Here is a 13,747-nt window from a genome sequence, read left to right as displayed (position 1 = left end):
TACTGCAGGGGGGACCCTGTGGGAGAGTAGGACGCCGCCGAACTATTTTTGAATGGGAAACCCCCGCACCTTATGGTGCGGGGGTTTTCTGCGTTTAGGGTGCCTGTTTACGATGCCTGCTTACAGGCGGCCGGCCGATTTGAGCGAGAGATATGCGTCTGCCAAGGCCGGCGCGAGCTCATGCGGGGTGGCGTCCACGACCGTGACGCCGCGGCGCCTGAGCTGTTCCGCTGTGCGGTGGCGTTCCGACTGGGCTTGGGCGGCTGCTGCGGCCTCGTATACCGCCTCTGTTGTTCCACGAGCGGTCGCCATTTCCTGGATGTGCGGGTCGGCCAGCGAGGCCACCAAGACCTTGTGGCGCTGCGTAAGGCGCGGAAGTACGGGGAGCAGGCCCTCTTCGATGGGGGCGGTGTCGAGGCTGGTGAGCAGCACGATCAGGGAACTGCGGGGGGCCGTACGGAGGGCCGTCGAGGTGAGGCTTCGGGCGTCTGTTTCGACGAGTTCGGGCTCCAGTGTGGCCAGCGCGTTGACCAGGGAGGGGAGGACGTCCCCCGCTGAGCGCCCCTGGACCAGGGCACGTACTCGACGGTCGTAGGCGAGGAGGTCCACGCGGTCGCCGGCGCGGGAGGCCAGGGCGGCGAGGAGCAGGGCCGCGTCCATGGAGGCGTCGAGGCGGGGAGCGTCGCCCACTCGGCCGGCCGAGGTGCGGCCGGTGTCGAGGACCAGAAGGATGTGGCGGTCGCGTTCGGGGCGCCAGGTGCGGACGGCGACGGTGGACTGGCGGGCCGTGGCGCGCCAGTCGATGGAGCGGGTGTCGTCCCCGGGAACGTAGTCGCGGAGGCTGTCGAATTCGGTGCCCTGGCCGCGCATGAGCACGCTGGTGCGGCCGTCGAGCTCGCGTAGCCGGGCCAGCTTGGCGGGGAGGTGCTTCCGGCTGGTGAAAGGCGGCAGGACGCGCAGGGTCCAGGGGACTTTGTGGCTGCCCTGGCGGGTGAAGAGGCCGAGGGGTCCGTACGAGCGGATCGTCACGCGGTCGGCCTGGTGGTCGCCCCGGCGTGTGGGGCTCAGGCGGGTGGTGAGGCGGCGGCGCTCGCCGGCCGGGACAGTGAGTCGGTGACGGGACGCGGTGACGTCCGTTCCGGGCTGCCGGCTGCTCGGGGGCCAGGCGTCGCGGAGCTCGGCGCGCAGGGGGCGGCCGGAGGGGTTCGTGACCGTGAGCTCGACATCGGCGGATTCGCCGAGACGGACGGACGTGGCGCCGGAGCGGGTCAGGCCGAGTCGGCGTACGGGCGCGGCCAGGGCGAAGTCGCAGGCGCAGGCCAGCGCCAGCGGGGTGTTGACGGCGAGGATGCCGGTCCAGCTGGGATCCCACAGGCCGACGGGGAGCGTGCCGAGGGCCGCCAGGAGGGCGGTGCGTCCGGTGAGGGCCATCAGCGGGGGACCGGGACGTGAGCGAGGATCGCGTTGATGACGGAGTCGGCGGTGACGCCCTCCATCTCGGCTTCCGGGCGGAGCTGGATCCGGTGGCGGAGGGTGGGGAGCGCCAGGGCTTTCACGTCGTCGGGGATGACGTAGTCGCGGCCGGTGAGCCAGGCCCAGGCGCGGGCCGTGGAGAGCAGTGCCGTGGCGCCCCGCGGGGAGACGCCGAGGGTGAGGGACGGGGATTCGCGGGTGGCGCGGCAGACGTCCACGACGTACGCGGTGATCTCGGGGGAGACGGAGGTCTTCGCGACGGCGGCTCGGGCGGCTTCCAGGTCGGCGGCGCCCGCCACGGGGCGTACGCCGGCGGCGCGCAGGTCGCGGGGGTTGAAGCCGTCCGCGTGCCGGGTGAGGACGTCGATCTCGTCCTGGCGGGACGGGAGAGGGACCGTCAGTTTGAGGAGGAAGCGGTCCAGTTGGGCCTCGGGGAGCGGGTACGTGCCTTCGTACTCGACGGGGTTCTGGGTGGCCGCGACGAGGAAGGGCTCGGGGAGCGGGCGCGGGGTGCCGTCGACCGTGACCTGGCGTTCTTCCATCGCTTCGAGGAGCGAGGACTGGGTCTTGGGCGGGGTCCGGTTGATTTCGTCGGCCAGCAGGAGGTTCGTGAAGACCGGGCCGGGCTGGAAGGAGAACTCCGTGGTGCGGGCGTCGTAGACGAGAGAGCCCGTGATGTCGCTCGGCATCAGGTCGGGCGTGAACTGCACGCGCTTCGTGTCGAGTTCGAGGCTCGACGCGAGGGCGCGGACGAGCAGGGTCTTGGCCACCCCGGGGACCCCTTCCAGCAGGACGTGGCCGCGGCAGAGCAGGGCGACGACGAGCCCGGTGACGGCGGGGTCCTGGCCGACCACGGCCTTGGAGATCTCGGCGCGCAGGGCTTCCAGGGAAGCGCGGGCGTCGCGGGGAGCTCCGGTGGGCCCGTTGTCAGTGGTCGGGTCCATCATGAGTGGCGTACCTCTCTTTCGAGGGCGTCGAGTTGGTCGGCGAGGGCGATGAGAGCTGCGTCGTTGCCGGGGGGTGGCCCGAAGAGGAGGGGGTGCAGGTCGTGGCCGGGGGTGTGAAGGCGGGTGGTCAGCGCGGGGATCAGGTTCTCGGGCGCGTGGGCTTGGGCGGGGGATACGCCGACGAGGGGGGCGAGGCGGGTTCGGGCGGCGGTGCGTAGGGCTTCGGATGCGCGGTCGCGGGCGTTCGCCTTGCGGTAGAGGCGGGCACGGCCTTCGACGGCTTCCGAGGCACGGATGGCGACGGGGAGGCGTTCGGCGACGAGGGGGCCGAGGCGGCGGGCACGCCACAGGGCGGCGAGTGCGGCGGCGATGGTGAGTTGCAGGGTGCCCCAGAGCCAGCCGGAGGGGATCAGGTCGAAGAAGCCGCGGCGCTCGGAGTCGGTGGCGGCCTGGTCGTCGGAGAGGGAGGGGAGGTACCAGACCAAGTGGGGGCGGGAGCCGAGGAGTTGCAGGGCGAGTGATGCGTTGCCCTGCTCGTCGAGACGGTCGTTGTAGAGGATGTCGGGGGCGCCGAGGACAACGGTGTCGCCCTTTCCGCGGGGGGCGGGGAGATGGAGAAGGCTGGGCAGGCCGTCGCTGAGGTAGCAGGCCTCGGCGTCCGGAGCGAGGGTGTCGTAGCGGATGCCGCCCATGTCGGCGGTGCCGGCGCGGCGGGCCTCGGGGAGGGAGCAGCTCGGGGAGAGCGTCGAGTCGGTGCTGGTCGTGGCGGCCGCGGTGACCCCGGGGGCGAGGGCGTCGATCGACGGGGTGCCCGGGGTGACGAGGACGGTGCGGCCGCCGGAGTCCTCTGTTGCGGCGTGCAGGCGGGACCGCTGACGGTCGGTGAGGACGTCGGGGTTGGCCACGAGGAGGGTCGTGTCGGGGCCGGCCGCGGTCCTGGCCTCGTCGGTGCCGGTGACCACGCGGGTGGACACGCCCCGGTCGGCGAGGAGTTCGGCGACGGCTCGGCTTCCGTGGGAGTCGGCGGAGCGCGGGTCGAGGCGGCCGTGCTGGGCGCCGGAGCGGACCGCGGCGATGACGACGGCCGCAGCGAGGAGGACGACCAGGGCGAGGGCGATGCCTCGGGAGCGGGTCCAGATCCGGCGGGGCGTGGGGGAGATCGAGGTGGGGGACGCGGGGGACGGCGCGCCGGGTGGCCGCTGCTCCGGGGTGGCGGGGGGAGAGGGCCGGGCCGGTCCGGTGGAGGGAGCGGGCTGGGTCGGTTCGGTGGCGGGGGTGGGGCCGGTCATTCGGCGGCCCCCTGGGGACTGTTGCTCGGTGTGGTGTGGGCGGTGCTGGTCAGGATCGGTTTGGTGGTGACCAGGTCGCGGTCGAGCTCGGCCAGGCGGAGGTATGCGGCTTCGTCGGCGGTGCGGCCGCCGTACGTCACGTCGTCGAACTCGCGGGCGGCGGAGCGGAGTCGGTCGGTGTGGGCGGGGAGAGTGCGGCCTGCTTCCGCGGCGGCTTCGTCCGCGGTGCGGCCGGGGCGCGGGTCGAGGAGCGCGCGTTCCTCCAGGGCGCGGACCATGGCGCGCATGCGTTCCTGCACGGCCTGGTTCCAGTGGGCCAGCGCGGCGTGTGCCTCGGACGCCGCGCGGTGTTCGGCGGCGCTGCGGGGACGGTCGTCGAAGAGGGCCGGAGCGGAGGTCGCGGCGCGCTGCGGGGTGCCGAGGCGCCACCACAGCGCGCCGACCAGGAGGACGACCGCCAGCACGATGACCAGGAGGCCGAACCCGCCGCCCGGGGTGGCCCCCGAGGCGGCGGAGAACAGGTCGTCGACCCAGCCCCAGAAGCGGTTCAGGGCGCGCTGGAAGAGGCTCGGATCGTTCTCGTGGTACATCGGCTTGGACAGCTCGCGTTCGGCCGCCTCCCGTGCGGGGTCGCGTGGGATCGTCACCGGTGGGTCGTCACCGGTGCGCACGGCCTCCCCGAGTAGTGCCCCCGCCGCGGTCACCGCATCAGCTCCCCGATGTGCCGGACGGGGTCGGGCCGTGACCGGGGAGGCCGGCCGCGCGGGCGAGTTCGAGGTCGAGGGCCTCGCGGCGGATCCGCTGGTCTATGTAGAGCAGGACGGTGACCCCGGCCGTGATCGGGAACGTCAGCATGGAGCCGATGACCGAGCCGACCCCGCTGACGATCAGGAACGTCCAGCCCAGCTCACCGGTGCTGTCGAGGAAGCCGGTGACGCCTTCGCCACTGACCGCCCCGGCGATGAACGTGAACGGGATGACGATGATCGACGCCACGACGTTCGCGATGAGCGCGGCGAGCAGCTGGATGCCGAAGACGCGCCACCAGGAGCCGCGGACCAGCTTGGTGGAGCGGATCAGGGACTTCTTGATGCCCTGCTTCTCCAACATGAGCGCGGGGGAGGCGAGGGAGAGGCGGACGACGATCCAGACGGCAACGACGCCCGCGCCGAGACCACCGAGTACGGCGAGGCCGGCACCGGCGTCGGACGGGCCGGCCAGCGCGATCAGCAGACCCGGCAGGATGCCGGCGGTGACGATGGCGAAGCCGATGAGCGGGATGAGCAGGGTCAGGCCGAACAGCTTGGCCAGCTGGGGGCGGGAGTCCTGCCAGGCCTCCGTGGCGGTGACCGACTTACCGAGCACCGCGCGGCTGGTGACCATGGTGAGCAGGGCGGTCGCGACGATCGTGCCGAGCAGCGTGATCGCGAGGACCACGCCGGAGCTCAGCATCGTGTCGCCCATGGCGCGGGTCAGTTCGCCGACGGTCGCGCTGGGGTCGTCGAGGGCTTCCGTGTCGACGGACTCGTTCAGGACGAGTCCCTGCAGGAGGACGACGACGATCTCCGTGACCACGGCCACGGTCAGGGAGATGCCGAGGACCGTGCGCCAGTGGGCGCGCATGGTCGACACCGCGCCGTCGAGGATCTCGCCGACGCCGAGCGGGCGGAGCGGGATGACGCCGGGCTTGGCGGCGGGCGGGGGGCCCTGCCAGGCTCCCCAGCCCCGGTAGCCGCCCGGACCGCCAGGACCTCCGGGGCCGCCGGGAGCGCCGGGGCCACCAGGGCCGCCGGGTCCGCCGCCCCAGCCCCAGCCGCCGCCCTGGCCGGGCGGCGGGGGCGGGGGAGGCGGTGTGTGACCCGGGCCCGGGGTGCTGGGCGGGGACCATTGGGCGGGCGGCGGCTGCTCCTTGGACCACTTGGACGGGGCGCTCCGGCCGCCGTCGTCGGCGGGTTCGGCGGCGTCCGGCTTGCCGGGGTCCTGTCCGTCGGAGGGGGCAGATCCGGGCGAGGCCCAGCCCGGAGTGTCGTTCATCGTCGCTCCTTCAAGGTGCCCGTCCGCGGGTGCGGCGGCAGGTTGCCAGCCATCGTGCCACGGGGCGGGCGCCAGGTGACCGGGCGCCGTAGCGGCTGTACACCTTCAATTGTCCGTCGGGTACGGGGCAGACTGGGCGGATGGCTGATCAGTACGCGCAATCCGGCGAGGACATACGGCCGACCGAGATCTCCAGGGTTCCCGCGATCCGCTGGGACGAGCCACCCGAAGGCCCCGTACTGGTCGTCCTCGACCAGACCCGGCTGCCGGGCGAGGAGAGCGAGCTGGTGTGCACCGACGCACCCGCCCTGGTGGAGGCGATCAGGACGCTCGCGGTACGAGGGGCGCCCCTCCTGGGCATCGCGGGGGCGTACGGCGTCGCGCTGGCCGCGGCCCGGGGCTTCGACGTGGACGAGGCGGCGGGCTCGCTGGCGGGGGCGCGGCCCACCGCGGTGAACCTCGCGTACGGAGTGCGCCGGGCCCAGGCCGCGTATCGTTCCGCGGTCGCGGGCGGGGCCGATGCCCGGCAGGCCGCGGGTGCCGCGCTCGACGCGGCGCGGGCGCTGCACGCCGAGGACGCCGAGGCGAGCTCCAGGATGGCGGCGCACGGCCTGGCGCTGCTCGACGAGCTGCTGCCCGGTGGCGGGCACCGGATCCTGACGCACTGCAACACGGGGGCGCTGGTCTCCGGAGGGGAGGGCACGGCGTTCGCGGTGGCGCTCAAGGCGCACCGGGAGGGGAGCCTGCGCAGGCTCTGGGTGGACGAGACGCGGCCGCTGCTGCAGGGGGCCAGGCTCACCGCGTATGAGGCGGCGCGGAACGGAATGGCGTACACATTGCTCACGGACAGTGCGGCGGGTTCGCTGTTCGCGGCGGGTGAGGTGGATGCCGTGCTGATCGGTGCCGACCGGATCGCGGCCGACGGTTCGGTGGCGAACAAGGTGGGGAGCTATCCGCTCGCCGTGCTGGCTCGATACCACCATGTGCCGTTCATCGTGGTGGCACCGGTGACGACCGTGGACCCGGAGACTCCGGACGGGGCGTCCATCGAGGTGGAGCAGCGGGCGGGGCATGAAGTGACGGAGGTCACCGCGCCGCATGTGCCGGTGGTCGGGATGGAAGCGGGAGGCGGGATTCCGGTGGCACCCCTGGGGACCCAGGCGTACAACCCCGCGTTCGACGTGACGCCGCCCGAGTTGGTGACGGCGATCGTCACGGAAGAGGGCGTTCTGTCACCTGTGACAGCAGAGGGCCTTGCCGAGCTGTGTGCCAGGTCACGCCAGGTAACGATTAGCTAATGGGATGTTGTCGACCTGATCGGAGAAAACGGCCCCTCCATCTGCGGTGATTCGCAGAGAGAGGGGCCGTGACATCCAAGCCGTACATCAGTCGGCGTCGGAGGCGGTGTGGGCTGCCTCCAATTGCCGGATGCGCGCCGGTTGCCGCAACAGCCGATCAAGCTGCCCAACTGCCTCGATTACATCCGGGTCCAAGGCCTCAGCGTAGATGTCGAACGTTGTTGCAATCCGGCTGTGCCGCAAAATGGCCTTGATGACCCTCGGGTGCACCTTGAGATGGACCAGGAGCGTGCCACAGGACTTCCGCAGCCCCTTGGGATTCATCTTGCCGAGGCCTGCCGCCTCGATGACCCGCTGCATCACCTGGTAGAGGTTCTCCGCCAGAAGCGGACGACCAGTCCGCGTGACGAACACATGCCCCGCCGGGTCATCGAACCAGGGCCGCCCCCTACTGATCGCTCGTGCCCGCAGCCACGCCGTGCGCATGCGGGTCCAACGCAACGGCGCGATGCACTGCGGAGGTAGCGGCAAAGGCGCCTTGGATGTCGCGGTCTTCAGCTCCACATCGATGGTGCCCGTCCTGGTGCGCTGCCGCTGTTGCTCCACCCACACGGTGCGGTTGTCGAGGTCAATGTCATCCCAGCGCAGACCGCACACTTCGGCCCGTCGCAGGCCCAACAGGCAGATCAACAGGAACGCCGGGAAGTAAACGGTCATACGCCGTGCCGCAGCCAGGAAGCGGAGCACCGTCACGGCATCCCAACTCTTCCCCCGGTCCGTGGGGGCTCGCACATGCACGAGCTTGGCGACATTCCGCGTCAGGCCGATGTCTTCCAACATCGCGGCCGTGAGTGCCGCTGAGAGGACCCGTAGGACATGCCGGGCGGTCTTGGCCGTCTTCTCCTCCGCCAAGCGCTTGATGGCCCCGCGCAGCTCGTTGATACCCAACTTGACCATGACCTTGGAGCCCAGGCGTGGCCGCAGGTGGTTGCGGACAGCCTGCTCGTAAGTCCGATAGCTGCCCGCCGAGAGGTCCGGCTTGACGATGACCTCCAGCCAGTAGTCGAACCACTGGCCCAAGGTCATGTCCCGCGTCGGCGTCGGAATGCCGCCATTGGCGCGGTCCAGCAGTTCACGCCGCTTGCGGTCGCACTCGTCGAAGGTCTTTCCGTACGCGTACTTCCGCTTCGTCGTCCCGTCCGGCTGAGGGACGTACACCGCCGCCTGGTACCTGCCATCAGAGCGCCGGGTCACTGTGCCGGTTCCGTTGGGGTTGCGCTTCCGTTGGCCGCCCATCAGGAAGCCGCCTCAAGCCGCTCACGGATGTAGTCCTGGAGAGCACTCTCCGGAATCCGTCGAGCACGCCCCTCAGTGATGGAGACGAGACGCTTCGACCGAATCAGGTCGTAGACCGTGGAGCGCCCGTACTTAAGCCGCGCCATGACCTCCGGAACAGTCAGCAGCACGGGAGCGGCGGTGCTCATCCTGCATCTCCTTCCTGACCGATCTGATCGCACAGGGCTTCGCGTGCGGTGTCGCGGTTGTGCTGGAGGCCGCGGGCGATGGTGGCGGCGAGGGCGGATTCGCCGGGGGTGTGGCCGTGGCCGGCGTACTGCCAGTCAGCCAGAACGAGGACGGTGTCCGGTTCGCGGTCGTCGAGGCCGAGGGCTTGTCGTTCTTGGGCGGCGCGGAAGTCAGCACGTGCCTGACGGAGTTCGCCGAGGGTGGTGGAGTAGCGACGGGACTTTGAGGAGAAGTGGCCGCGGAAGCCGAGCATGTGAGCCCAGGCCCATAGGCGGCGATCCGGGTAGAGCGGATCGAGCAACTTGCATGCTTCGATCAGCCGACGAGCGTGGTCCGGTACGCCGTGGCGGTCGAGTTCGGCGAGTTCCCCGATGCGGCGGTCGAGGGTGCCGGTGTTCTCCGCGGCCTTGGTGGCGTATTTGGCGACGTAGGAGGCCACGGCCTGTTCCGTGATGTCGGAGCCGTCCCCGAAGGCCTTGACCGGGCGTACGTCGAGTTGTCGGCCCCATCGGAAGGTGCGCGCCGGTTGGTCGTCGGCGGCGGGCACGGAAACCGAGGTGTACGGGTGCGTGGCGGCGGCATAAATGGCGTCGATAAGGAGATCGATGCTCGCCCAGGACGGGGGCGGGGTGTCGGGTCCGTCGGGTCCGTCGAGGCGGATGATGGCGTGGAAGTGGATGGCGCCGCGCTTCTGGAATTCGGCGACCTTGCCGTAGGAGAGGCGAGCGCATTCCTTCAGTTCACGTTGGGTGAGGCCGGCGCGGGCGGCGATCTCGCGCCGTAGGCGGGTGGTGAAGCGCTGCCACAGGTCGCCGGCGTGGTTGTTGAAGAGGACCGCGCCCGCGTAGTCGTAGGTGGCCGGGTCGAGGGCAGTGCCAAGCGCCGGATCGTCGGCCAGGTGGCGGGTGCCGCAGCGGCAGGTACGGCGGTCGGGCCGGTTGTGGACCGGGCCGAAGGACGGGGCGGTGAAGGTGGCGAAGACGCGGGGGTGGTCGCGGACAGTGGTGGGGATGTCGCGGCGGTCGTCGCCGGCGAGTCCGGCGCGGATCAGGTGGTAGGTGTCCCCGGCGTAGGTGAAGGCGCAGGAGGGGCAGCGGGATGCGCGGCGGTTGCCGCATGCGAGCCGGAGCCGGCCGCCCGGTTCGGTCTCGGTGGTGTAGTGGTGCAGGGTCTCGCCGGTGGTCTTGTCTTTGGTGAGGGACCAGCCGGTGAGGTGGATCGGGTCGGAGCAGCCGCCGGTGCGGCGGATCTGGCCTTGCCAGCGGTCGAAGTCGTCGGCCGAGGCCACCCGAAGCAGGTCGCCGAGAGTGATCTGATCCAGGCCCGTCGGGATGGTGGGGGTGGTCATGCCGCGCCCCCGATACTGATCAGGGCCGCGGTGATCAGCAGGAAGCCGCCGAGGCGGGTGAGGTCGACGGCTCGTTCCAGGCGGGTGAACTTGGCGACCGCGATGCGGGACAGCTCTGCGATGTACTGCGCGCTGCGGTAAGTGGTCAGTTCTGCGTCGATCTGTTCGGCGGTCAGGGTGGCCCAGAGCGGGAAGCCGCGGCGGTGGGAGCCGCCCAGGTTGGGGCGGACCGATCCCAGCAGCAGTCCGGCCGCCGCGATGAGCAGACCCGTCCCAAGACCGGCCACCACGACAGCGGCCGGACTCAGGGGGACGTCTTTGGCGACGGTCCAGCCGCCGGCGAACACGGCGCCGACGAAGGCGAGCAGGAGAGCGGCCTTGTTGTCGGTGCGGGCGATCTCGGCTTTCACTTCGGCCAGCGCCGCGGTCCGGTTCTCCGAGGTGCTCATGCCGCCACCTGCCAGACGGAACGGGGTGTGTGCGTGGTGCGGGCGCCGGTGCCCTTGCACGCCCCGCAGTGGGCGGTGACCGTGTGCAGGTGGCCGTGGTGGTTGCGTCCGCCGACGGTGACCTTGACGGAGGCGAAGCCGTCGCAGTCCGGGCAGATCCGCGGCGCGGGGCGGGTGCGCTGGGTCATGATGGAGGTTCCTTCCGGTTGTCGAGATCGGGTAGGGGAACGGCTCCCGGGCGGCGGATGCTTGGCGGTATCGAGGCCGCCCGGGGGTCGGTCAACGTCCCTTGCGGTCGGAGGCGAGCAGGGAGCGGATCACCAGCGCGCACACGGCGAGGGATGCGGCGGTGATGGCGACCGTCAGGAGCATCGAGACCAGCACCACGCCGACGACCAGGACGACCGCGGTGCCGGCGCCGACGAGGGCAAGCACGCTGCCGGGGGTGATCTGCACCGTCGGGCGGGAGGACGCCGCAGCCGGGGCCGGGGCGGGCGTCTGGTTGCGGCAGAAGCAGTCGGTGGGGGCGTGCGGGTGGCCGGGCAGGGCCGCGGTGGTGATGACCGGGATGATCTCGCCGGTCGGAGTGGGGTTGACCGGGATGCGGGGTTCGAACACGGGTTGGTCTCCCTTCACTTGGGCGTGGTGGCGGTGTCGATGGCGGGGGCTAGGACGCTGTCGGCCAGGAGGTAGCCGCCCAGCAGCAGGACGATCACGAGCCACCAGGGCGGGCGCACGAGCTTGACGCCGACCAGGCCCAGACAGGCGATGAAGAACCACAGCGGAACAGACATGGAGCTGTCTCCTTGGGGTGTCAGCGGACGCGGCAGCGGTGGCCCTGGGCGGCGACCATGGCCGCGGACGGCTCTTCGTATTCGGCCGACCAGCCGCAGTCCTCAGCGGCGCAGGCGGCGACGTAGGCGATGTGGCCGCGCTTGCCGTGGGAGGTGCCGACGGTGACCTGACCGACGCGGCGCAGTTCACGGAAGATCCGGTAGAGGCCCATGAGTGGTGCTCCTTTCAGCTCAGGCGAGTTGGGCGGCGATGGCGTCGGCCATTGGAGCCGGGACGCCAAGGCGGGCGCGCAGCGTGTCGATGTCGATCGGGGTGCCGGTACGCGCGTGGTGGTCGTCGGCGACCTTGCGGGCGTGGTCCACGAGCGCAGCCGGAACCGCGGGCGCCGGCGCCGGGACAGCAGCAGTGGCGGGAAGGACCGGATCGGGCGCAGGAACCGCAGTAGGCAGAGCCGGGGGTGCCTCTTCGGCAGCAACCGGGCTGGGCTGCGGGGCCGCATCCGGCTCGGAGGCCCGTGTCGTCGAGGCCGGCTCAGCCAGTGTCGGAGTGGGTGCGTGGGCGAGCAGCGTGCCGCCGAGGAAGGCGAGTGCGGGCCAGCCGGCGACGCCGAAGCGCAGCCAGGCTGGCGGGTGCCCGAGGTCGAGGAATCCGGCGGTGGCGACGTTGGCGCCGAGCGAGGCGACCAGGGCGATCAGGAACCAGCACCAGGCGAGCCGGGACGATCCGCCGTTGCGCAGTCGGCGCCAGGCAGCCACCAGGAGCAGGTCGACGGAGACGGGGTAGGCCCATGCCTTCCATCCGGTCTGGCCGGCCGCGGCGGCAAGGTCATGCAGGTGGGCGAAGGACAGCGCACCGGCAATCACGGCTTGGATCAGTACGGCGTCCGGGCGGATCGAGCGGGGCATGTCTTCACCTCCTTTGCGGGGTTGGAGCCGGGACGGGGCGGGGAGTCGTGTCCGGCCGCCCGGTCCCGGCGGTGATCAGGTGGTGGGGGCTTCGCCGCTGCCCCAGCAGGTGAGGCACAGGGCGGACTGTTCGTCAGCGGTGGCGCGTCCCTTACGGGTGCCGACGCGGACGGTTTCGGCGATCTCGCCCTTGCCCTTGCAGTCCGGACACTTCTTCGCCCGGGGCGTGGCGGCCGGCTTACGGGCACGTGCAGCCATAAGCGGATCTCCTCTTCGGGGATCAGGCATGGAAGGGGTAGGGACCTGGCGCGAGGCGGTCACGCCAACCGGTGCAGCGGGAAGAGGTCAGGCGGCTTCGACGACGGCTGCGGGCACCGTGGGGTCGGCGTCGACCAGCGGTCGGAAGCGGTCCAGTTCCGGGATGTCCGGGGTGAGGTGCGCGTGCTTGTTGCAGGCGGACACGGCCGCGCGCATCGAGGTGTGCGGGGTGCGGATGCGGTTCCACTCACCCGTGGAGTAGCCGACAATCGCCATGCCGCGGCGGCTGTTGGGGATTTGTGTGGCGGCGAAGACCGCGTGCGGGGAGATGTCGCCGAAGGTCATCTTTGCGGTCGACTCGTCGTTGACGCGGTGCACGATCCGGCCCGTGAGCTGAGCGCGGAGCATGGTGATCCCATCCCCGAGTTCGGAGCCGAAGCGCTGCCCGTAGATGTCCAAGAACATGCCCGCAGCGCGGCCGAGCTGAGCCAGGCGGACCAGCGCGGTGATGATGCGGTCGCGTCGCGGATCGTTGCGTTTGGTACTCATGGCCAGTTCGGCGATCTCGTCGATGGTGATCACGACGGGGACCGGGCGCAGGGATTCGGGGAGATCCCAGATGTTCGCGGCGATCTCCGCGTCGGGGGTGTCGGCGCTGATCCGCTGTTCGCAGCGGATGAGTTCGTAGATGTTCTCCATCCGCGCCACGAGCGCTTCAAGGAGATCGGCGGCATCGTCGGGGTTGTCCACCAGCGCGGAGAAGCGACGGGCGAACGGGCCCAGTTCGATCCTTTTGCAGTCGATGCCAACCAGCGCCACCGGCTGTGAGGCGAGTTCTTTGATCACGGTGCGCTGGAAGACGGACTTACCCGACTGTGTCGCGCCGGCGGTCACCGAGTGCGGCGTCTCGCGGTAGTCGCGGTAGTGCACCGAGCCGTCTTCCACCAGCGCCACCGGGATCTTCAACAGGGCACGGTCCGTCTTGAGCGGCATGTGTACGTGCTTGAGGACATCGAAGCCCGTCAGCGTCAGCTCGATGACGCCCGGCTTGATCTCCCGCGAGATGACCTGATGCACCGCGAAGGAGTGCCGCAAGCGGTCGCCGGCGGCGGAGAACTCGAACGCGTCCTGCCCCGGCCACATCCTGATCCGCAGCTTCACCCCTGTGCGGGTCGGACGCAGCCACAGCAGCCGCGGCACCCGCTGACGGGGAATCTCCCGCTTGAACATGCGGGCCATGGCCAGCCGGAACCGGGAGGCCGGCATGGTCAGATGGCAGGCATCCATCACATCCGCGTAGCGCAGCCGGATACGCAGCACCGTGAAGACGATCCCGAAGCTCATCCAGTACCAGGCGGGGCGCCGCCACCGCAACAGACCCGCGGCAGCGACCACCACCAGCACGAAGGCGAGTAACCACCACACGA

General features: G+C 70.9%; 17 protein-coding genes. 1 reads left to right on the top strand and 16 read right to left on the bottom strand.

What is annotated here, in order from left to right; translation table 11 throughout:
- Positions 1–120 precede the first annotated feature (120 nt).
- Genes ACZ7LU_RS37190 through ACZ7LU_RS37170 form a run of 5 tightly spaced genes read right to left on the bottom strand, consistent with a single transcriptional unit; the run spans position 121 to position 5,743 of the window.
- Positions 121–1,431, bottom strand: a complete 1,311-nt coding sequence (locus ACZ7LU_RS37190; protein ID WP_471919277.1) for a DUF58 domain-containing protein — start codon at positions 1,429–1,431, stop codon at positions 121–123.
- The gene (locus ACZ7LU_RS37185; RefSeq protein WP_468093116.1) at positions 1,431–2,417 is read right to left on the bottom strand and encodes an AAA family ATPase; all 987 of its coding nucleotides are present in this window, start codon (positions 2,415–2,417) and stop codon (positions 1,431–1,433) included. The genes ACZ7LU_RS37190 and ACZ7LU_RS37185 overlap by 1 nt, the downstream gene beginning before the upstream one ends.
- Positions 2,417–3,709, bottom strand: a complete 1,293-nt coding sequence (locus tag ACZ7LU_RS37180) for a DUF4350 domain-containing protein (protein WP_471919276.1) — start codon at positions 3,707–3,709, stop codon at positions 2,417–2,419. The genes ACZ7LU_RS37185 and ACZ7LU_RS37180 overlap by 1 nt, the downstream gene beginning before the upstream one ends.
- Positions 3,706–4,413, bottom strand: a complete 708-nt coding sequence (locus ACZ7LU_RS37175; protein WP_471919275.1) for a DUF4129 domain-containing protein — start codon at positions 4,411–4,413, stop codon at positions 3,706–3,708. Before ACZ7LU_RS37175 ends, ACZ7LU_RS37180 begins: the two co-directional genes overlap by 4 nt.
- Positions 4,414–4,417: 4 nt before the next feature.
- On the bottom strand, positions 4,418–5,743 hold the full coding sequence (locus ACZ7LU_RS37170; protein ID WP_468093093.1) for a DUF7847 domain-containing protein: 1,326 nt from the start codon (positions 5,741–5,743) through the stop codon (positions 4,418–4,420).
- A gap of 140 nt (positions 5,744–5,883) precedes the next feature.
- Between ACZ7LU_RS37170 and mtnA the strand changes: the two genes are divergently transcribed.
- Complete coding sequence (gene mtnA, locus ACZ7LU_RS37165) at positions 5,884–7,041, top strand: S-methyl-5-thioribose-1-phosphate isomerase (protein WP_398298428.1); 1,158 nt, start codon at positions 5,884–5,886, stop codon at positions 7,039–7,041.
- An 87-nt stretch (positions 7,042–7,128) separates the two neighbouring features.
- Here mtnA and ACZ7LU_RS37160 read toward each other — a convergent pair whose 3' ends face one another.
- From ACZ7LU_RS37160 to ACZ7LU_RS37110, 11 genes are all read right to left on the bottom strand, one after another.
- Complete coding sequence (locus ACZ7LU_RS37160) at positions 7,129–8,337, bottom strand: tyrosine-type recombinase/integrase (RefSeq protein WP_471919274.1); 1,209 nt, start codon at positions 8,335–8,337, stop codon at positions 7,129–7,131.
- Complete coding sequence (locus ACZ7LU_RS37155; protein WP_471919273.1) at positions 8,337–8,525, bottom strand: helix-turn-helix domain-containing protein; 189 nt, start codon at positions 8,523–8,525, stop codon at positions 8,337–8,339. Before ACZ7LU_RS37155 ends, ACZ7LU_RS37160 begins: the two co-directional genes overlap by 1 nt.
- Positions 8,522–9,913 (bottom strand): replication initiator protein RepSA, encoded by a 1,392-nt coding sequence (repSA, locus tag ACZ7LU_RS37150; protein ID WP_471919272.1) that lies wholly within the window; start codon positions 9,911–9,913, stop codon positions 8,522–8,524. The genes ACZ7LU_RS37155 and repSA overlap by 4 nt, the downstream gene beginning before the upstream one ends.
- Positions 9,910–10,362, bottom strand: coding sequence for a Pycsar system effector family protein (locus ACZ7LU_RS37145; protein ID WP_471919271.1), 453 nt, complete (start codon positions 10,360–10,362; stop codon positions 9,910–9,912). Before ACZ7LU_RS37145 ends, repSA begins: the two co-directional genes overlap by 4 nt.
- Positions 10,359–10,550, bottom strand: coding sequence for a hypothetical protein (locus ACZ7LU_RS37140; RefSeq protein ID WP_471919270.1), 192 nt, complete (start codon positions 10,548–10,550; stop codon positions 10,359–10,361). The genes ACZ7LU_RS37145 and ACZ7LU_RS37140 overlap by 4 nt, the downstream gene beginning before the upstream one ends.
- Positions 10,551–10,641: 91 nt before the next feature.
- Entirely contained in the window at positions 10,642–10,980 is a 339-nt protein-coding gene (locus ACZ7LU_RS37135; protein ID WP_471919269.1) for a SpdD-like protein, read from the bottom strand.
- A 14-nt stretch (positions 10,981–10,994) separates the two neighbouring features.
- Complete coding sequence (locus ACZ7LU_RS37130) at positions 10,995–11,156, bottom strand: hypothetical protein (RefSeq protein ID WP_468715140.1); 162 nt, start codon at positions 11,154–11,156, stop codon at positions 10,995–10,997.
- Positions 11,157–11,176: 20 nt separating this feature from the next.
- Entirely contained in the window at positions 11,177–11,368 is a 192-nt protein-coding gene (locus ACZ7LU_RS37125; RefSeq protein WP_468715141.1) for a mobile element transfer protein, read from the bottom strand.
- A 19-nt stretch (positions 11,369–11,387) separates the two neighbouring features.
- Positions 11,388–12,062, bottom strand: a complete 675-nt coding sequence (locus ACZ7LU_RS37120; protein WP_471919268.1) for a DUF2637 domain-containing protein — start codon at positions 12,060–12,062, stop codon at positions 11,388–11,390.
- A 75-nt stretch (positions 12,063–12,137) separates the two neighbouring features.
- Positions 12,138–12,320: a hypothetical protein gene (locus ACZ7LU_RS37115; RefSeq protein ID WP_471919267.1), complete on the bottom strand. Its 183-nt coding sequence runs from the start codon at positions 12,318–12,320 to the stop codon at positions 12,138–12,140.
- An 87-nt stretch (positions 12,321–12,407) separates the two neighbouring features.
- Entirely contained in the window at positions 12,408–13,745 is a 1,338-nt protein-coding gene (locus ACZ7LU_RS37110; RefSeq protein WP_471919266.1) for an FtsK/SpoIIIE domain-containing protein, read from the bottom strand.
- Positions 13,746–13,747 lie beyond the last annotated feature (2 nt).

This window comes from Streptomyces sp. NPDC039462 (assembly GCF_055639375.1).
This window is presented reverse-complemented; position numbering and strand designations above follow the sequence as displayed.